At 53.6% G+C, this 19,528-nt stretch carries 17 protein-coding genes; 5 read left to right on the top strand and 12 right to left on the bottom strand.

The window, feature by feature from the left end:
* Positions 1-163: 163 nt before the first annotated feature.
* Positions 164-472, bottom strand: a complete 309-nt coding sequence (locus tag D3261_RS01260; protein WP_120067921.1) for a hypothetical protein — start codon at positions 470-472, stop codon at positions 164-166.
* Between the two features lie 654 nt (positions 473-1,126).
* Here D3261_RS01260 and D3261_RS01255 point away from each other — a divergent pair.
* The 3 genes from D3261_RS01255 (at position 1,127) to D3261_RS01245 (ending at position 3,703) form a co-directional block, all read left to right on the top strand.
* The gene (locus D3261_RS01255; protein ID WP_120067919.1) at positions 1,127-2,305 is read left to right on the top strand and encodes a Cdc6/Cdc18 family protein; all 1,179 of its coding nucleotides are present in this window, start codon (positions 1,127-1,129) and stop codon (positions 2,303-2,305) included.
* Between the two features lie 421 nt (positions 2,306-2,726).
* Positions 2,727-2,999 carry a hypothetical protein gene (locus tag D3261_RS01250; RefSeq protein ID WP_120067917.1) on the top strand — a complete coding sequence of 91 codons (273 nt, stop codon included), beginning with the start codon at positions 2,727-2,729 and terminating at the stop codon, positions 2,997-2,999.
* A complete protein-coding gene (locus D3261_RS01245) occupies positions 2,996-3,703 on the top strand; it encodes a hypothetical protein (RefSeq protein WP_120067915.1) in 708 nt (235 codons plus the stop codon). The genes D3261_RS01250 and D3261_RS01245 overlap by 4 nt, the downstream gene beginning before the upstream one ends.
* Before the next feature lie 555 nt (positions 3,704-4,258).
* On the opposite strand, the gene D3261_RS19880 is transcribed toward D3261_RS01245, so the two are convergent.
* From D3261_RS19880 to D3261_RS19495, 4 genes are all read right to left on the bottom strand, one after another.
* Positions 4,259-4,396, bottom strand: a complete 138-nt coding sequence (locus D3261_RS19880) for a hypothetical protein (protein ID WP_158589319.1) — start codon at positions 4,394-4,396, stop codon at positions 4,259-4,261.
* A gap of 778 nt (positions 4,397-5,174) precedes the next feature.
* Complete coding sequence (locus D3261_RS01240) at positions 5,175-5,867, bottom strand: hypothetical protein (protein WP_120067913.1); 693 nt, start codon at positions 5,865-5,867, stop codon at positions 5,175-5,177.
* A 184-nt stretch (positions 5,868-6,051) separates the two neighbouring features.
* Entirely contained in the window at positions 6,052-6,399 is a 348-nt protein-coding gene (locus D3261_RS01235) for a hypothetical protein (protein ID WP_120067911.1), read from the bottom strand.
* A gap of 175 nt (positions 6,400-6,574) precedes the next feature.
* The gene (locus tag D3261_RS19495) at positions 6,575-6,949 is read right to left on the bottom strand and encodes a hypothetical protein (protein ID WP_147464862.1); all 375 of its coding nucleotides are present in this window, start codon (positions 6,947-6,949) and stop codon (positions 6,575-6,577) included.
* Between the two features lie 201 nt (positions 6,950-7,150).
* Between D3261_RS19495 and D3261_RS20970 the strand changes: the two genes are divergently transcribed.
* Both D3261_RS20970 and D3261_RS01215 read left to right on the top strand, forming a co-directional pair.
* Positions 7,151-7,378 carry a winged helix-turn-helix domain-containing protein gene (locus tag D3261_RS20970; RefSeq protein ID WP_120067905.1) on the top strand — a complete coding sequence of 76 codons (228 nt, stop codon included), beginning with the start codon at positions 7,151-7,153 and terminating at the stop codon, positions 7,376-7,378.
* 963 nt (positions 7,379-8,341) lie between these two features.
* Entirely contained in the window at positions 8,342-9,235 is an 894-nt protein-coding gene (locus tag D3261_RS01215) for an alkaline phosphatase family protein (protein ID WP_120067903.1), read from the top strand.
* A gap of 96 nt (positions 9,236-9,331) precedes the next feature.
* Here D3261_RS01215 and D3261_RS01210 read toward each other — a convergent pair whose 3' ends face one another.
* The 7 genes from D3261_RS01210 to D3261_RS01180 all read right to left on the bottom strand — a co-directional run bounded on the left by D3261_RS01210 (position 9,332) and on the right by D3261_RS01180 (position 19,522).
* Positions 9,332-10,876: a polysaccharide biosynthesis C-terminal domain-containing protein gene (locus D3261_RS01210; RefSeq protein ID WP_120067901.1), complete on the bottom strand. Its 1,545-nt coding sequence runs from the start codon at positions 10,874-10,876 to the stop codon at positions 9,332-9,334.
* 60 nt (positions 10,877-10,936) lie between these two features.
* Positions 10,937-12,724 carry a hypothetical protein gene (locus tag D3261_RS01205; RefSeq protein WP_233553803.1) on the bottom strand — a complete coding sequence of 596 codons (1,788 nt, stop codon included), beginning with the start codon at positions 12,722-12,724 and terminating at the stop codon, positions 10,937-10,939.
* A gap of 82 nt (positions 12,725-12,806) precedes the next feature.
* Positions 12,807-13,964 (bottom strand): glycosyltransferase, encoded by a 1,158-nt coding sequence (locus tag D3261_RS01200; RefSeq protein ID WP_120067897.1) that lies wholly within the window; start codon positions 13,962-13,964, stop codon positions 12,807-12,809.
* 163 nt (positions 13,965-14,127) lie between these two features.
* Positions 14,128-15,525: a sulfatase gene (locus D3261_RS01195; protein ID WP_120067895.1), complete on the bottom strand. Its 1,398-nt coding sequence runs from the start codon at positions 15,523-15,525 to the stop codon at positions 14,128-14,130.
* Positions 15,526-15,607: 82 nt separating this feature from the next.
* The gene (locus D3261_RS01190) at positions 15,608-17,143 is read right to left on the bottom strand and encodes an alkaline phosphatase family protein (protein ID WP_158589317.1); all 1,536 of its coding nucleotides are present in this window, start codon (positions 17,141-17,143) and stop codon (positions 15,608-15,610) included.
* Between the two features lie 121 nt (positions 17,144-17,264).
* The gene (locus tag D3261_RS01185; protein WP_120067891.1) at positions 17,265-18,365 is read right to left on the bottom strand and encodes a glycosyltransferase family 4 protein; all 1,101 of its coding nucleotides are present in this window, start codon (positions 18,363-18,365) and stop codon (positions 17,265-17,267) included.
* Positions 18,362-19,522: a glycosyltransferase family 4 protein gene (locus tag D3261_RS01180; protein WP_120067889.1), complete on the bottom strand. Its 1,161-nt coding sequence runs from the start codon at positions 19,520-19,522 to the stop codon at positions 18,362-18,364. The genes D3261_RS01185 and D3261_RS01180 overlap by 4 nt, the downstream gene beginning before the upstream one ends.
* Positions 19,523-19,528 lie beyond the last annotated feature (6 nt).

Raw genomic sequence — 19,528 nt, 5'->3', positions numbered from 1 at the left:
TTTCGTTGGTGTGTTGCTTGCGGATCTCTTTCCGATCTTCCCGTCGCCACCGAGGACCAGAGCACACCGGCAACGCCGACTGCCTCGCTATGTGTCCGACTATTATAATTGGCTTTGTACCGTTTTATCTGTGTCTGTTTGACCAGTTTCATTAGTCTATGTGTCAGGCCACCCGTCCGTACATCGTCATCGTCGGCGTCCTGATCTCGACCGTCTGGCCTCCTGTCGATTCTATACTTATGTTCAGGTTAACAGCACCTTGGGCACTAATTTCTCCAACTTCCGAGGCGACCTCCGTGTAGTTTTTCGACCCTTCCACGTCAATCGCCGTAATAGTACCAGAACCACCAGAGAAAATGTATAATTCTGCGTGGATGGTTTCATCGGAAGGGACAGTCCAGATACCGGATAAATCGAACCCAACCGCATCAAAGCCGGTTATGTCACGAGCGGGTTCAAGATTGAACCTCATCCGCGTTTCGCCAGTCAGAACATCGCGTGAGTTTGATGTTGGGAAAGTTTCGGTTTCTCTCTGTTGAACGAGAGGTATCCAGTCGCCCGAGTCCCCGAAGACTCCAGCAACAGGGCCACTCCCACCGACTGATAGCTTTCCAGTATTGGACTATTACATATCTGATCGCGACTGGATCGTGAGTTCCAGGATACGATGAAAGCTGATCAAATGCGGGGCTCTCATCAAAAGTAGGGCTCTACGGTGGTCAGCGGTTTAGCGGGTGTTAGTAGTTCTTCGGAGCCGGATCGCTCCGAATAGTGCTGTCGTTCTTACCTAACGTTGGAATTCAAACTCTATTTTGATGTTTGATAAGAATCAGCGCGCGTGTACGCGAATGATACACTCAGAATCATTCAGTAGAGACGTAATGGTTTCGTACTCTGGCTTCCAGTGGTTTTATTATTTGTCTATTGGGGGACACTCATGCTTAGCGACGAATTCTCGGTCAGCCGGAATAGTGCTGTGCTGAAAATTTCTCATAGAAAGCTAGATTTGACGACAGCACCAGGGCGGAATACCTATCCGAATCTCGGGTATACATACACGTAGTTCCGATGGAGATGCACACAGTCGCCAGCACGTTGATCACTACCGAACTTACATTTAGGGTGTATGAGTAAATACGACGACCTCTTTGAGGATGCCACGCCGACCGAGAGCGTCTTCACCGACAAGGGCGCGCTTGACCCGCTTGCCGACCCCGAGGAGATAGTCTCTCGAGAGACCCAAGAGGAAGCGCTCGCCAGAATTCTCTCGGGCGTTTACGAAGGCTATCTCCCAACGACGGTCTCGGTCTACGGGCCACCCGGAACGGGGAAGACGATGACGACCCAACGGGTATGCCGGGAGTTCGCGGCTCGCAACGAGACGGTCGCGGTAGAGTACGTGAATCTCAAAGAATGTCGGACGCTGTTCAGCGTCGCCAACGAGATCCTTCGTGCGCTGACGGGCGAGAAAAAGAAATCCTACGAAGGGCTCGATGGCGTGTTCGAGGGTATCTGGAACGCGCTCGAAGAGTACCCCCAGTATACGATCTTGTTGCTCGATGAGATCGACCAGATCAAACACGATTCGAACTACGACCCCAACGAGTTCTTCTATCGATTGCTCCGTGGGGAGGGGAAACTGAGTCGTGGGATCTCCCTTTCGGTCTGGTTGTTGAGCAACGAACTGCTCGACGTTGACCTCCGGTTGGACAGTCGGGTTGAGAGCGCGATGAGCGACGAGGCAGTGTTCTTTCCGCCGTATTCCGCTGCAGAGTTGGCCACAATACTCGAACCAAGCATAGAGCGTGCCTTTCAGGAAGATGCGCTATCCAACGAGACGTTTGAAAACGGAACTCGAATGGCGGCCAACCGATGGGGCGATGCGCGAAAAGCGCTGACGTTGTTTCGGCAAGCGGGAGAAACTGCTAACGCACGTGGTCTAACACGCGTAACGGACGAATGTCTTGAGACGAATATCGAGAATGCTGAACGAGAGAGCGTCCTCGAAAAACTCACCCAGCTTCCCCAAAGCCACTTCTTGGTGCTGGCAGCACTCACCAGCCGAAGGCGCGATGGCGAGGTTGTACAGCCAGTCGAAACAGCTCAGATCGAACAGACGCTACAACGCGAAGATATCCCGGCTGACTCGCGGCTCGGGACGCGAACGATCCGAAAGGTCCTGACAAACCTTGAGACCATAGGGTTGATCGAAACGTGGGTCGAATCACGTGGTCGAGGCGGGCGATCGAAGCAGGTTGAGACTACATTTGACCCAGAGTGGATGATGGATCTTGGCTCAGAATAAGGTCGGTTTATTGGTGTGTCCTACTTGATGAACCCTTCTTCGACGGCACCACCTCAAACGACGGTATATTTGCCGCTCAAAGGGAAATCCGAGCGGTTCATTTCATCGTTCTCCCTCAATGAGGCACTCATAGACTTCTCCATTCGTCATGCGGCCCTTTCTAGCTTTCTACCTTCAAACATTATGTAGACTTAGCCTAAATTCTCATATGTACGATTTGCTGCAAACATTTACTTGTAGACTAAGACACTTTGGTCGGTTTTCTAATCCGAGATCAATAAAATACTAAAAATTAAATCTATAACCCTCTGAGTAGTATCCTCTCTATGGTGAAATCCCATTTATACCCGAGACCCGCTCGGGCGCGAGATCAGGTGTATCGAGAACAACCGTTGAACGTATATACACATATGAGAAACCGATGAGTTCGCTCGATTCATGGTATGATGACGGGCGGCTAGATCGGGAGGCCATACTCAGTATCCTTAGCGACCAGCTCCATCGAATCGATGACAGACTCAGTGAATCGGACCTGGCGTCCGACGACGTTCAGAAACAGGAAATCCGTATCAAGTGGCTCCGAACGCTTGCCACCCTTTCCGGAGAATATCGGAAACTCATGAAAGATAGCGATATGGACGAGTTCGAGGAGGACCTAGAACTGCTGCAGAAAGCCGAGGATATCAACCGATGAGCAAACGAACTGTCGAAACCGACATCGACCAGATCTCCGACCGGAAACTCCGTGGGCTCACTCCTAGACAGCGTATCGGCCTCTACCTGATCGGGGCGGCGGAGGACAACGAGCAGTGGAAGGGACGGTTGATTGACACCATCCCCAGAGCTCAGTACAATGGTCCAGAGCTGAGCTATCTCAAGCGAGCGCGCGTTATCTCGCGGTTCGGTCGAAACGCGCTCTATGACCTGCACACAACGGCTCTACACCTCCAGATCGAGTACGACCACACAGCCCGTATGGCGACGACCAGTTTTCGTTCCGGTTCCGATGACAGCGCATCGGATAACGCCGAAGCCAATCTACAGCCTCTCTGGCAGTACGGGGCATTGTACACACAATACTTTTCGTATCGTCGGTTCTCGGAACAGATCGTCGGTGTAGAGCTGCCGGTGTGGCTTTCGATTCATCCGGAGGGTCAGGTCGTAGTCAAAGCCGTTGAGGACTACCTGGAAGGCTTCTCATGGTTCGAGGACCTCGTCAATGATGAACTTCAGGAGACATCCTTGGATAACCTCGACACCTCACTCGATCACATGCCGTCAACGATTCCAGATGATCCCCTCGGTCAGTACACGCTACATTGGTACGCTGGTCTCGTTGACGTCTTCGAAGACCAGCTCTCTGAACCGCTCAGCGAGTTTGGACTGTTGTTTGGGTAGGGAAAGCCTGATAATGGTCTGTCTTACAGGTTTCAACTATTCTTCCGGCAGAATTTTTCTCCTCTGAGTGATACCTCTAAGCGGACGACAGTCTGAGCACAACTGAATCGGTGAAACTCTTCCATGCAGTGATAGCTGTGGTCGTTCGCGAGACTATCGCCGAGAAGAGGCTATGGAAGTCAGCAGTCGATGAGATTTTGGCGGTTCTTCGATGTTGGATATCGCTTAATCAGAACTGCCGCCTTACCTAACAATAGCCCTCAACCATTTTTCAATGTTTGGTAAGATTCAGCGCGCCCGCTGCTCCCTGGGTGCACCCTCAGAACGCCAGCGGCATGTTTCAAATGTCTATGAAGAGGTCAGGTGGGGTGTTCGTTCTCGCCACATGACGAATCCATTCGAACCATGCAGTACTGTTTGAGAGCGTCGCTACTGGTGAACAACGACCCAAAACCCCAACGAATGTGAGGGGACACCTACAAAGGAGGAGAGGTGCCAACGTCACGGTACTGGCCTGCTAAGCGGACTCGAAATCCGTGGACGTGATGCGCTCGCTTAGCTCTCCTCGCTTTCGGGTGCGCCGTCGCCGGGTTCCCAGGTTTCGGTGGTTGTGACGCGGGGGTGGTCGGGATCGGGCGTTACCGAGGGTGCGTCGCCGAGATACTGGTTCGCTTCTTGGCTCGTGCCTTCCATTTCCCGGTAGATCCCGTTCGCGTATCTGTTTGTAGCCTTCGACAATTTCTTCGCCAGTTACGCCCATATCGTGTGTGATAGCTGGGACAGTATAAACCACCGTCAGCAGTAGGGTGCTTACCCACGAGCGGAAGCTGTGAGTGACGGTGTTTCGATACCCATTCAACAGAGAACCTTACGACGAGCTCCGACTATCGATTCAGAGTGGATCGTCTATACGTGGTTTGATGAGTCGCTCTCTGTCTGCTTTGCATCTGAACTAGTCCGGGCACAAGGTAACGGGGATTGAGTCCCTATCTCAGCTCTGGATACCGACGTACTTCAAGAACAGAACCGTTATCAGCGATTTACGGGATGTTCTCGCGACTCATTCGGAGTATCTCTAGCCGGTAAATTGGAGCGTATGAGGGGTTCCGACGGTGGAGTTCAACCTCTCTAAAGCCCATCTCACGAACGAGGTGCCCGAAGCGAAGATTGACTGTTGAGTGCTAGAGGCGTACGACAAGCTTGTCTCTGTGTTTTAGGGTCAACTCCATGGACGCGACTGAAGTTTGGTTTAATGGGACTCTCTGGGTGATCGTGACTTTGTACACAGTGGTTGGAAAGAGACTGACAGACGTCGTTAGTACTTGATTCAACCCATCCGATTTCTCGTTGCTGTGTAGCTGTTTGAGGCGGTTTACCCACCGGTAGAGAACCGATGCGTACAGGCCGATCGGATTTGGAATGATATTTCTGTCTTTGATTTTTTAGTTGACAGACGATATGCTGACGGTAGTTATCCTGTAGGTACTGACGACGCCTGACAGTCGTGTGTAGTAGGAGGTTCGAGTAAGAGTTTCCCGTGCCGAGCGTGATCGAGAAGCTGAATTCGCCCTTTTGAGAGTTCTTCAAGAGCTTCAGCTGCCCGATAGACCTGTCGCCACGCGAGTTTTTCGTCTCGTGCCGTGCGGAGCAGGGTCTTGAGCCCGTCCTTCAGTACGCGTCCCTTCGGTGTCTTCTCGGACCATTCCTCCCAGTGCTCGAAGATGGTGACGGCGCGCTCGATCGATGGAGTCACTGAGAGCCCCACTTCTTCGGTGCCGAGTATCGAGACGCGCTCGATCGGTGTCAGATCCGTCTCAATACCGGCTTCGCTGTCCGAGTCGTTGGTCATTGTAACTCGCTCTTCGAGCGTGCCGAGATGCTCTTCGAGGTCGATGATATCGTCCAGTAGGTGGCTATCCTTGGTTTCGGCTTTGTCAACGCGCTCTCGGAGCTGTTCGTTGGATTCTCGGAGGCTGTGATTCTCACGGGCGAGTGCATGACGGTCCGCACGCTGTTGTTCGCGAGCACTGTCGAGTTCTGTTTGGAGTCGTTCGTTCTCAGCTTCCAAGGCTTCGACGCGTCGGAGCAGCTGGGTGAGTTTGTCGCTCGATTCTATGTCGACGGTGTCGGTGCTGTCGATAGCGGTGGCTCTGTCTGTGGGCATCTCTGTATCGGGCGAAGGAGTGAAACGCTCACTCCTGGTTGGAGGTTAGCTGGCTATGCGTCCGGGCTGGTGGCTTGCTGACGAGTCTCTGTGGCTCGTGAGACCCTCTCTGTGTTCGAACTGGCAGTGAGATGGGTCTCGCCTTGGTCGCATCTTGTGGGCGCTGACGGGGGGCTAGATTTGCTCACAGTTTACCGCCTTCCTTAGGGCCGCATTCATCGAGTATCTCTACATCCTGAAGGATCAGTCCGTGTGATTGGGTTGTGACATCGGAGGTAGAGACGAGCCACGCTGTCGCCAGCCACTCATGGCAGCCACGTGCAGGATGTTCGATACGGCGATGGTCGCATGCACTACAGTAGAGCCGTGCGACCGAGACGCGTTGTGCTTCGGCAGGCCGGTAGGCGTAGACGGTAACGGGATCTCCTTCGCCGAGATCGTTCGTACATCGCTGGCAGAACGCGCTCGTATCGATGCCGACGCCCCAACCCGAGATGGCTTGCGTGGCGGCTTCGGATGAATCGATGCTCATTCCCAGTCGTTCCCCAGGCCACCACTCAGCGTGGTTGCGTTCGTCGTGGCGTTGTGGGTGAGGGATCCAGTCCGGCCACAGACCTCACACTTGTAGGTTTCGTACGCGTTACCGTTTTCCGGGTAGGATTGGCTAACGATCTCAAGCGCGTACGAACCGCACGTGCACTGGAGCGTCATCGGTGACCTCCATTGGCTTTGGACTCGGCATACGCGATGGTTTCTCGTGCGTGCTCCGGGTATTCCTCGTGAAGCCAGTGACCTCTTTTGAGGGCCTGTTCGATGTTCTGCGGGTGGTAGTTTGCATTGGCGAGCTTCGAGCTGGTGGCATCGGGATTGGAAGCTCCGAGGATGAACAGGGGCACGTCTCCGGCGTATCGCTGTCCGAGTGGGGTTGATTCGAAAGAGTCGCAGAAGATCACTGTCGCGCCGTCGCAGGCGACCGGTGTCGCTGTAGTTAGCTTGAGCGTGCGATGTGCGGGTTGGTGATTGGTGGGTGATTCGACTTCTCGGTCGGCAGTTTCAAGGCTGCCGTGTGTCTTCGTAGACATGGGCTAGTCGATTCCAATGGGCTACCCACGTGGTCGGTGGTCTGAACACCGGCCACAGTTTCTGTGGCTTCGTGGACTTCCCAACAGATGTAATACAGGCCACTGACTTAAAACTTTACAATACATAGGGTTTGCAGCACAGACTCTTTCGTGAAGGGTTTAAATCGAAGCATCTCATATGTTCTTATAGTTGCATTAACTATGTTCGCACCAATGGAACCGCGGCTAAATGAAACTGACCGCGCGATCCTCCGAGAAATACTGGACAACGGTCGTGCCACGACAACACTAATCGCTGGGGTAGTAGACGTTTCACGACCGTACGTGTCTGACAGAATCACACGAATGCGCGAACATGGATTCTTAACAGAAGTTGCGCCAAACCTTTACGATATAACAGAAAAAGGTAGCGACGCGCTTGATAACTAATCTAAAGATCTCTATTTAGTAATCACCTTTTCCTCACGTGGCTCGAAGTAACTCAAGTGATTCTCCTCCTACGCGAATCCAAGAGGTCTACCGATGAAAGCCAGATGCATTCTTTGAGGCGTCCTAATGGTTACATCGAGGCCTTTTTCAGTGGTCCCCTTTCGCGTTAACTTCAAATAATAATCTTGACGGGAAAGAAATAGCAGCTGACCACGGCCAAATTGAGAAACTAACCAAGGTCGCTACGGATGAATGTCAATTGCATTGACTGCCGGAATAGAAGTGGCAATCGGTTCATCGTCTCGCTCGACGGTCGGAGCGGCGTCGCAAGTAGTGATGTCCTCCATGAGGCGGGTACATCCGGCGATCTCCTTCCGCGGAGGGGGTTACATTACATCCATCGAGGGTACGCCAAGGGAAGACTCGTTTTCAATGATAGGGTTGCTGGTTCCGGAGACGGAGCGAGCTCGCTCACGGTACGTGTCGAATTTGTGTACGTTCAGCGGTATACGGCGACCGCACTGGTGGATTTCTGGGAGAGATCGAGGGTGCTCCTATGTACGACATATCTATGAACTCGGGTTCGGAATGAAACACGCCGCGACCACCGTCGGAACGGTCCCCGAAGGCGAAAAGGTCTGCAGCACTACCCACACCATGTTTAGTGACGTTTTCGGGTTAAGTGACATGACCGACTGTAGGAGCCACATCGGTGGAACGTCACCCGACCGGATGTTCCCTCGACGAGGAATTGATCGTCAGTGGCGGGGAAGTCTTACTGGACTCCTAACGATTTCGAACCGATTGTTCTTCGGAGCGCTGACTAAGAGCCGAGTGTTGGAGGAAGTGTTGTAACGACGGTTGTCCTGTTGATGGTGAAGCAGTTCGCGAACTTGCTAGACAGAGAGTAGTAGTTCGAAGCCAAACAATTAAAATACTACTTCATCTAAATCTCAACATATCATGGGTAAAGCTCTTACGGTTCTTGGCCTTGATGCGGTAGACTACCGCCTCGCCCAACGCTGGGACTGTGAAAATCTGCTACTCAACAACCACAGAGAGCTCAAAACGTTTTCTTACTCCCTTGACGTTCCAGCCACTCTCGAAGTATGGCCGTCGATCGCAACCGGCCAGCCCCCGCAAGAACACGGGGTTGTTGTCAACCAAATTGGATGGGACAATCGAACGGGCCTAAATATTGTCGTGAAATTGGCTCAACTGCTACCTGATACCGTTCATTCAAGCCTACTACAGCTCAAAAAGGATCGACTCGGCTCCAGCATCCAACAGACGGAAGCAGCACACATATTCGACCGGGGCAGTGTCTACAACTGGCCCGGCCTCACGCCATGCCTAGATTGGAACCTCGAAGGTGAGTGGTTTAGCGGCGTAACTGAAGGCAACCTCTCAGAGGAGGAATTCCGGCGTCGCCACCTCGGAAGCGCTGGCAAGGGTATTGGTTGGCTCGCTGGTCAATCACTCGCCAACGTACCTATCTCAGGTGCTCATATACATTACCTCGATCATATGGGACATCTGTACGGCAAACGGCCTGAAACCCTCAGATCAGCATATATGGAGATGGATGCTCTTGTCGGTTGGCTCAGACAGCAGGTGGATCGGCTTGTAATCATCTCCGATCACGGGATGCAAACCACGAGCACTGACGACTCGGACCCAGGTGTCCACTCCTCTCACGCATTAATGGCAACCACGGAGTTCGGTGAACTTCCGACAAACGTCATGGATATCCGGGATTGGCTCGATGAACGCGTTGTCGAGGACACCGAAGAAAGAGAATCGAAGGCTACGGTGGATGCGCCGATGGAACACTTACGAGACCTCGGCTATCTATAGACTTTTATCATCTTATATTGCCGAGGCGACGACCGAAGCTTGAGATGCTGTTTACGGATGTATCGAGCATCAACCACCACTTAATGCGGCATTTCGTTACAACCCAAGTACCATTCCCAGCGATCGTTTAAGAACTACTACGATACGCTGTGGTAACATTTCGTTGAGTGTGCTTACTGGACCGGAGTTGACCAATGTCTGCGCCTCTGCAGGGTCAACAGCGCGAGTGCGAAGAGCTAGTATCGTATAGACTACAAACCCCACAGGAGGAACGACGACTAATGGAGCGATATTCCCACTCAGCAGCCTTGGGAGCCCAAAGATCGGAATCGCGGCAAGCGCAGCGGTGATTACGATGCGTACCGGTCTAAGGTCGTCAATTGGATCGAATCCGAGCGTTCGAGCGGCCCCGATATGGAAAACAACCATTGAACTGTAGCCCAGACTGGTCGCGATGGCAGCACCGACGGACCCATACCGCGGAATAAGCACCACATTGAGGACGAAGTTGAGTAGTGCTGCGCTCCCGGTCGCTAGCAGTATCGGTCTGAGATTACCGTGGCCCTGATTGATCGCAATGATCGGTCGCGCAACGGCGAACCCGAGCGTCCCAGGGAGCAGAACCAACAGTGTATCGGCCGTGGCAGTGAATTCGGAACCGAAGTACACAGACACGAGCGGTTCAGCCAATGCGGCAACTCCGAGAACGAGCAGAAGTGTCGATACGAGGGTGAATCGAACTGCGCGTGAAGAGCGCGTTGTAATACGATCGTAGGCTTCCTCGGCCCACAGTTGTGAGGTAGCGTGAAGCAGCCCGATTTGAATAGCGGTTGGGATGACCCAGATGAACGACGCAATGACGAGTGCTGCACGGTAGGACCCCGTCGCTGCACTACCTACGAGTAGACCGAGTAGTGCGATGTCGAGATTGTACAGCGAGGTCATGAGCAGCTTGAGCGCTACGGTTGAAGTGTTGTACGATAGCAACTTTCGTCGCGGAAACGACGACGATATCGGTTGGACTATCGCTGCAACATCGAGCTCACGTCTAATGAGTAGTATCATGATAATGAGTACGCTCGCAACCGCAAGCGTACGGCCGATCAGTACCCCGACAACACTCCATCCAGCCCATACAAGCCCGAGCGCGAACAGCGAAAACAGCAACCGCTGGAGGACGTAGAGCGGTTCGGAGCTCGATTCGAGATCGAGACCCATGAGTACGCTACGTGCGAGTTTGAACGCTGCTACCAGCGGAACGAGCAACGCCAGAACGTAGAAATAAGGGACGTATGCTGCACTGAGTTGGAGTTCGACGAGCCCGAAGTATCCAGCGGCGACAAAGGTGATCGTGAATAGCCCCCCAAGTGCGAGCACAACACGGGCATAGAGACCTGTGACCTGTTCACGCCAAGAAGGTGTCTCACGGCGCTCGGCGATGAATTTACGGGCGCTATCGAAGGTTCCAGCAGAGGCTACAACCGTAGAGATGGCCAATACCGATAGCATGAACGCGTACTCACCGTATGCTCCGACGCCAAGCAACCGAACCAATATGGGGGTGAAAACGATCGTAATAGCTTGCGTACCAACATTTGAGCCAAGTACCGCAAGTACGCGATCAACGACGTTCTCACTCATTAGCTACAAGGATAATACTCAGCGGCATAAGCACAAAGAGTTAGCTCGTGGGGCATACTATCAACCTCCAGCCAGCCAAACATCGAAATCTCCGTTGTTATAGAGCCGGTTTGCAGCAGGATCATCCGCAAGCGCTGCGGCGTCGGATCGATTGTAAAACAGCAGTTCGGAGTAGCGTGATCTCGGCTGGCTGCGATACCACTGTGTGTCGCTGTACTTAGTTACAAGATAGCGTCTATCGGATAGTGTCGTCGCGATCGTCTCGTTCTCATCGTATCCAAGGTGTTTTGGAAGTTGATGGGTCGCATTGTATCGAGTGAACACCCGTTCGTTGAAGCGTCCTTCTCGATATCCATCTTGGTATATATCTATGTTTCTAGCCATCCGATGTGCCAACGTGATACTCTCGCCGTTTTGATGTTCAAGATGCCACGTCGTTCCATCGATTGTTGTCTCTGTGAGATGTGCATCACCACGATAGGTGATACCACTGGCGAGCAAAGCGACAACGACGATGATTGCGAGGAGACTATGAACAATTACACGAGAATCCCACCGCTCTAGTTTGCTATCTATCCTGTGGCGATTCCAGAACGCAAGTGCAATCAGGTAGACCACTATCAGCAGTACGAATCGCACGGCGCGCACCGGGTTTCTGGTTCGGAGAACGACCAACGCGGCGATAGCAGTCATGAAACTTGCAAGATAGAGGGCTGCTATTCGACGGTCAGCTATAGTCGTCCTTCGGTGCCAGATCCGGTAACACACTGCAAGTAAGAGGAGACCACCTACTCCCATGTAGACGACTGTTGGCCCCCAGCGGAGAACGAGATATTCCCACAACAACTCGGAAACAGTGTAACTGGTTTGACCTGCTTGGCCAGCGAACGATGCTGCGCTCTGATCACCCTGTTGGAACGCAAGGAGAATGGTACCGATTCGACTCTGCATTCTCGGTAGTCCGAGGTGCCATTGAGTGATGACCGCAAGCGGAAAGAGCAACAGGAAAACCAGCGGTCCAACCGAACGCCTGCTCAGGTCCATTTGACCGGGAACCCAACTCTCCAATCGGAGGTATCCCCAATAACTCACCAACAGACCAGCAATAAGTAGACACATCATCGGATGGTAAAACGCGATCGCTGTCATGAACACGAACAGCATCACGTACGGCCGGTGGTCGCCCCTATCGGTGAGCCACCTATCGGCTACGTAGAGAATGATTGGAAACATAGTCAGCGTGTAGAACCAAGGAAGGATGACGACATGGTAGCTAGCGTAGAGGAGTGGGAGCCCTGCAAGTAGTGCATAGAGACCGGCGGTGTGGCTGCGAAGCAGTCTGCGCGCGGAAACCAATATCCCAAGAACCAACAGAAGAGTGAACAGATATCCGACAAGCGGCTGAAATAAGGTCAACTTAATGTCAGTGATACTTGCAAGTAGTGCGATCAAGAGATGTGATGCCGGGTATATCACATCCGGTATCGAACCCGAACTCAACACATCTCTAACGATCCCTAGGTGAATGAGTGAATCCGAGAGCGGCGTAGCGAACAGTACGTATCCGCGGGCGACCGGCAGCCAAAAAAACACAGCATAGGACCCCATCATGACTGTGGTACCAGATAACCAGTAACGTGACCCTCGTCGTATCGACGTGAATATAATGAGACATCCACATATCACAGCTATGGCGAAAGCCACCCACCCGAGCGGGGACAGCGCACCGTAGAGGTCCGCACGATAGCGCGTTGCCGCAGGCATCATCACTGCAGCTACGGTAAACAAGCTAAATGCCATCGTCCCAACGGCCAATAGAGCCCGCTCGTGGAGACGTGGCCTGAGCATGAAATATAGTCCAATGGCTGGGTCTTAGTACCTGCGTTCGAACGTTGTATCAGAGACGATCCCGTTAGTAACTTATCTTGGCTCAGACATCCATCTTTTCAGTAGTCGCGATGAGTCGGTGAAACCGCTCGGTGGTCGCGTCGTAGGAGTGGCTATCACGGATGTACTTCCGTGCACGGGTAGCCATCTCATCGAGATCGTCCCGGTCCAGTGTTTGCTCTAGAGCGGTAGCGATCGTCTCCGGATCGTTCTCGGAGAGCAATATCCCTGTCTCACCGTCGGCAACGATATCGGGGATGCCACCAACTGGGGTCGCGACGGGTACTGTTCCACACGCCATCGCTTCGAGTATCGCCTTCGGTACCCCCTCCGATTCGGAGGGCAGTACGAGCAATCGACTCTCTGCAAGCCGATCCGGCATCGCTTCGTGATCGATCCAGCCAGGCAACTCCACCTGTTCGATAGCATCTCCCTGGCGAAGAATGCGTTCTACCTCTTCGTGGAGCGACCCATCCCCGATAAGACGAACGCGTACCTCGGGCCGGCGCTCGGCGAGACGTGTGAGTGCATGAGCGAGCTTGGTTATGCCCTTCTCGTGTTCGAACCGCCCGATGTAAACGACGTCATACGGTCGGTCGTTCGCCGGAGGCCCGCGCTCGAACTGCGTGCAGTCGATATAGTTGAGATTGGCTACGATACGTTCGGGAGACGAAAGCTTCCCGTCGCTCGGCGAAACGATTCCGTTCGAGAGCACAAGAATGCGGTCCGCGAGCCGGCAGGTGAGCCATTCGAGTGTGACTAATATCCAAAATACCACGGCTGAGAAGCGGTTTTGACTGTGAGTCTCGTGGTAGCTACGACTGGTAGAGCCAAGGACGAACACGTTCGTCTGCATTCCTGCGAGACGGCTCGCCAGAACCGGCAGCAACATCGTCGTCCCACCAATGTGAAAGAACATCGAACTACAGTCGTCACGAGCGCTAAAGACTTCGACGGCGAGTCGAAACTGATACCAGACATAGTTAAGAGCCCGAGTCAGCGCGTTCGATGACGAGTCACGATGGGTGGTGATCGATTTCACCCCCTTTCGGTCGATACTCGAACTTGATGGACCGAACAGCCTGATCTCTTGGGTTTCCTCTTGGTAGAGATCGATGAAGTTCTGAGCCGCTGGATACGCCGCGTTGTGCTTGTCGAGCGTGTTGACGGCGATCACAAACCCAATGACGGGCCCAGACATTCGTGTAGGTGATTCTTTCAAGGTCGTCAAAAGAATTACTATGAGTGGCTTGCCCCGTCCGGTGACTGAACAGTACGGTTCTCAGCCGATCGAACGAGCGCTCTCCTTACGCACGAACTCCTTGCTGCATCGTTTGATAGCAATCGAGTCATGAGTAGAGTGCTTACGAGAGATAGCCAATATCCCGGAGTCGTTCCTTCGTCGCGTTGGATAACGAATTATCTATCGCTGGGAGATCCCTGTCGGTTGTTAAATACTGGCAAGCAGTAGTAACTACCTCATCACTGGCCTGTTCCCCCGAGAGAGGCGCTTGTTCCATCGGGTCCGACTGCAAATCGTAGTACGTATCGTCTTCGTGCCAAACCAAACTCCGGTTATCCCGGAGCTCTCCCGATGAATGGACGATATACTTGCCGTTCGTGTCGATGGCGGCGACGGAGTGTCCTTGCTCGTCCAGCCCATCTGCTACCAGAACGGTGCTCTCAGTGGTGTCCTCGAAGAGCGACGGCTGGCCGCTAGCCGACGGAAAGTCCGGCGGCTGTTCGTCGATAGCCTCCGCGATCAGCTCGTTGAGCCACGCCAATGATATCGGGTCACTAACTCGTTTCGACTTCTTGTCAGGATGCCGGACCAGCAGTGGAACGTGAAGGAGTTCGTTGAAGAGGTAATGGCGAGCCGAATGCCCGAACCATCCCCTATCGAAGATCGCTTCACCGTGATCTGCAGTCACGATTAGCACTGTATCCTCCCACTGGTCATTAGCTTTGAGTGAATCAACGATCCGTTCGATATGGCGGTCGACGTGAGCTACGGTGCAATCGTATGCCTCGTCCAGCCACCGCGTGTGTGTGCCGGCAGCTCGGCCACAATCGGCGAGCAGACCTTTGTACGTCCCGAGGTCTCTGAAGGTATCTGGATGGTACGGTGCGTGAACATCCATGAAATGACTCCAAACGAAGAACGGAGTCGAGGATCGACTGACCGTCGACCGAGTTCGGTCAGTGATTCGCTCTGCGCCCGGTGACGGCCAACTGTTTCGCGATTGGTAGAACCGATACAGGAGATAGCCGACCGAATAGGGGCTTAGGAGTTTGTCGTTGTCTTGGATCTTTCTCCGTACATATCCAACAGCATTGCTCGTCCTCCCCTCTCCGGACTGATTTCCGTCGTGGCTCTCGTTTCGAGTTTCCGTCGGATTCCAGAACTCGTCGAACCCGATATTGTAGTTCCGCTCCGCGGTCAGATGGGTGTTGCTGAGAACAGCGTGAGTGTTGTATCCGGCTTCGGAGAGCCACGAAGCAAGCGTCGGCTGTCCATCCGGGATCGATTTCATGGCTACATCATCACCGATCTGAGCAGAATTGTACGAGTAGAGACCGGAGAGTATGCCAGGAACTGACTCCGGGGTCATCGGTCCGGTAGAGTACGCATTGTCCCATACGACCGACTGTTCGGCCAGCGAATCCAGAAACGGTGTCGGGGACTCATTCCGCCCGTTGAATCCACACCGATCATATCTGAAGCAGTCGACTGTAAGAAGTACTACGTTGTAATCGGTCATTGTATTTCTACCAGCAGACAATTGCACAAAAATACAGTGATGCCGTGAATGTCACGTTTCGCTTGAGTTCTCATACACTGATTTATAAGTACCCCATATTGGACAGCCACTCCTCCATTTCCGCTTGATCCTCCTTGCTCTGTACCCCTCTTTTCACGCTCCGCTGGTAGTTTTCCGTTCGGATCGGAGCATCGTTTGTAAGCAGGTCCTGTTGTACGGATCCATGCATGTGTTCCCCTACCGGTACGTCCAGCATGTGTAGGACAGTTGGGGCGACATCAGTTATCGTCGCGTCGTATGCCTCCGACTGCGATTCGACGTTGGGTCCGGCTCCCAACCATACGCCTTCTCGAGCATGTACGTGACCTGTTCGCTGTGTAGAGTTCTTGGAAAAGCTCGAAGAAGTGATCTGCGGGTCGATCCCGATGGAATCACTCGCCTGGATGAATATATCGGGAAGGTCTTCGCTGTACCTCCCATCGCTGTAGAGTTCTTCCCCGAGCCACGCGTTCTCGATTGCTGCGTCACCGGTCGGTGTCCGGACGGATTCGAGTTTGGAGATGATTTCGCTGGCGATTTGGCATCGTTTTCGTCCCGATGCGTTGATGTGAATCGTCGATGGTGACCCGAGCTGCGCGGTTGAAGACGGTTTTACCCCGGGGGTGTTCAAGTATGAGCTGTCGAACCACGGTGGATCCGGGTCCTCATCCGACGTTCCGTTTCGATAGTTCAGTACTTGCAAGAGATACTTCGTCGGAACATACTTTCGCGCTAGCGTCTGCCCGACGCGAATCGCTCTGCTTCCAACCGCCCCACCGTACAGTTTCACGTACCCTTCCTGATGGAGCCATTGATTGAGATGGAATTTCCACTCCGACGGCGTGGAGAATCCATGGTCGCTGAGGACGAACAGATCACCGTCCGTGGCTTCGAGCACCTGACCAATGCATCTGTCTGCGGCTTTGTAGAATCGTTTGAGCTGTTCCGAATGGCCCCAAAGTCGATGCTGGAGGAAGTCCGTCCCGCCAATCCAAAACATGTTGAACTGCGAGTCTTCGGTCGCAAGTATCTCCATGAACGACCGGAAACGACGATTCAATATCTCGATCGAGATATCAGTCACCTCGTCGGCGTAGTCCGAGGCGGGAACCAGTTCTTCGTGTCGGCGGTGGTCGAGATCTTCGGCGCGGAATCCTTTGATCTGCTCACGGATCTCCGGCGGATGCGCATAATCGCTATCCTCGCCTGGTGCAGGATCACCCGCGATAACCACGCCACTGGTCCGATCGGGTGGGTAAGTCGTTCGGACGTTGGCGACCGACGAGCGAACATCGTGATGGTCAAGGATCGTCCATATTCGAGGGAGGTCGATGTCGTTCGACGAGATCGTTTTTCCGTTCGATTTGGTGAACCCGATGAACCCGAGTTCAGAGGGATCGCAACCAGTATAGAGTGACGGAATGGCGGGACTCGTCCGAGATGGAACCGTGCTATAGAGCGAACCGGAGAAACCACTCGTGATGAGACGGGATATGTTCGGGAGTTCTCCATCGTCCAGTAACGGCCCTAATAGTTTCCATGGCGCGCCATCGAGGCCGATTATGGTGACGGGGGACACTGTGTATCCAATCCCCTTCTCGTTAGAAAAAACTGTCGGTTCTCCAGACAAAAACTACCACTATGCATAACTTCAGCCCCCAAGAGTGTCGAAATATCAAAAATAGCGAACGACCATCCCCTTATCGGTCTGAATGACTGTAGTAGCTCTCGGAAACCGTTTTTTCAACTGTTTCCCAGTCGTACACCCTCTCCCCGCTTCTCTCTCCCGTAAGGAACCCGCTCCGCTCACGACCAGCATATACGGTCATGAGCGATTCTTTGATCCCGTCCACGGACCGTTCTGCAATCACTCCATTTGCCCCCTCTTCGACGATTTCCGGTACGATTCCGACCGGTGTTGCGACGACGGTCGTGCCGAGTTCGATCGCTTCTGTAACCGAGCGTGGGCCGGTCTCTCTATCCGAGGGATGGACGAGTACGTCCGAACGGGAAATGCATTGGAGTGCTTCCCGATGATCTCTCTCTCCAGCGAAATCAATGTGCTCTCCCAAGCCTGCCTCATCGACGTATTCCTGTAGCGTCGACCGATGTGGGCCGTTCCCAATGACGCGGAGTTGTATCCCATCTATCTCTTGGATGAGGTCTTCGACCGCCTTGATCAGTATTCCGACTCCTTTGAACTCCCTGAGATTTCCGACGTACACTATTGTGAACGAAGATGATCCATCACTGCTCGTCTTTGCATCGTTATCAGCGTATTCGGAGACGTATTCTGGATTCGTGATCGGCACACGAACGATTCTATCTTCTGGGACGCCCTCTTGCCCGAGAATGTTGTCGACGTTCGGAGCGCAACTGAACACGAGCGGCTGGGTCCCGATGTTGACGATCCAGGGAGGGAACGAGAGATCACGACAGTCGTAGATGACCGGCGTATCGGTCGCTGAGGCTGCGACCGCGATAGCCGGCGATGCGTATGACGTCGCGTGAATGTGTGCAACCCCAATGGAACGACTCAGCATGAGGTACAGCGAGACAACGAACGCGGTGAGTGATTCGAGCAACAGCCGAACGGGAGCTGGGAGCGACTGATAGAACGGAATCACTCGATATATCACGTAACCATCGGATCCCTCGACGATCGGTTCGTCGGAGTGGTATGCTGTAACAATCGAAAACGTATGTTCGCTGGAAAGCGAGTCAACCAAATTCGAGAAGTAGGTCGGCGAGCCACCACTGTACGGTGGATATAGCGGAGCGAACAGGAGTACGTGAGTCATGCTATCGTCGTCGCGAGTATCGTCTCCGTTCGCGCTGCGACGGTACTCCACGAATAGCGTTCAGCAGTACGCAGATTCTTCGATTTCATTTCGTCTCTGATCGAAGGTGAGTCGAGTACGTCCTGAACAGCGGCCACGAACTCGTCAGTACTACCGTTGCTATCACGTAACAAATAGCCGTTTTCTCCGTCGATGAAGAAATCCTCGTACACTGGTAGATATTTTGCGACGATCGGCAGGCCGGCGGCCATCGCTTCCAGCAAGACGATCCCGAATCCCTCCTGTGTGGAAGCGAAGACGAACAGTTCCGCCCGATTGAGCAGGTCGAACTTTTCGTCTTCGTCGACGAACCCCTGCATCGTAACGTGTGCATCCAAGTCGAGGTCAGCGATCAGCCGTTCCAATCGGTCTCGCATCGGCCCGTCGCCGAGGATGTCCAATCGAACGTCGTAGCCATCGTCACGAAGCTGCCGGACGGCGTGGATCAGTCGGTCCTGTCGCTTTCGCTTCGTTAGCCGGCCGACCACGACAAGTCGGCCCTCTTCAGTATCGATATCCGGCCGTTGATAGCGTTCGTACTCCACGCCATTCGGGATCACGGTGAGGCGTTCTTCGGGGACGCCGTACGCCACGAACTCCTCCTTGACGTGTTCTGTCGGCACGACCAGCGCTGCATACTCGAACAACCGCAAAAAGTTCTGCACCAGCAACTGGATCGTCGCCGTGAGCGGATCGTGTACCTCGTAGCAGTCCCAATCGAAGAACTCGTGGCGGGTCGCGACGATCGGCACCTCGAAAAGCTTCGCTGCGAGGACCGCGAACGTGGGATAGGGCGTCATCGTTTCGACCACGGCGTCGAACTCCTCCCGCCAGAGCATCCAGACCACCACCGGGAGACTCACGAACGCGAAGAGGTATCGCGAGAGGAAGTAACCGAGCGATCCGTACCCGAATACGAACTCCGGGACACACGTCACGTGGCGAAATCGACGTCCGTGGTCGTTGTGCCACTTCAAAAGTCCCGGGTCCGTCTTCCCCATCACGACCGTTATGTCGTGTCCTCTCGCCGCGAGGCGTTTCGTGATCTCGTTCGCCCGTTCTTCCCCTCCACCACCGTCCGAGAGAAACGAGGTGTTGTTGACGTACAGTAACTTCATTTCGCC

Source organism: Halococcus sp. IIIV-5B, from assembly GCF_003602035.1.
GTDB classification, from domain to species: Archaea; Halobacteriota; Halobacteria; order Halobacteriales; family Halococcaceae; genus Halococcus; species Halococcus salsus.
This window is presented reverse-complemented; position numbering and strand designations above follow the sequence as displayed.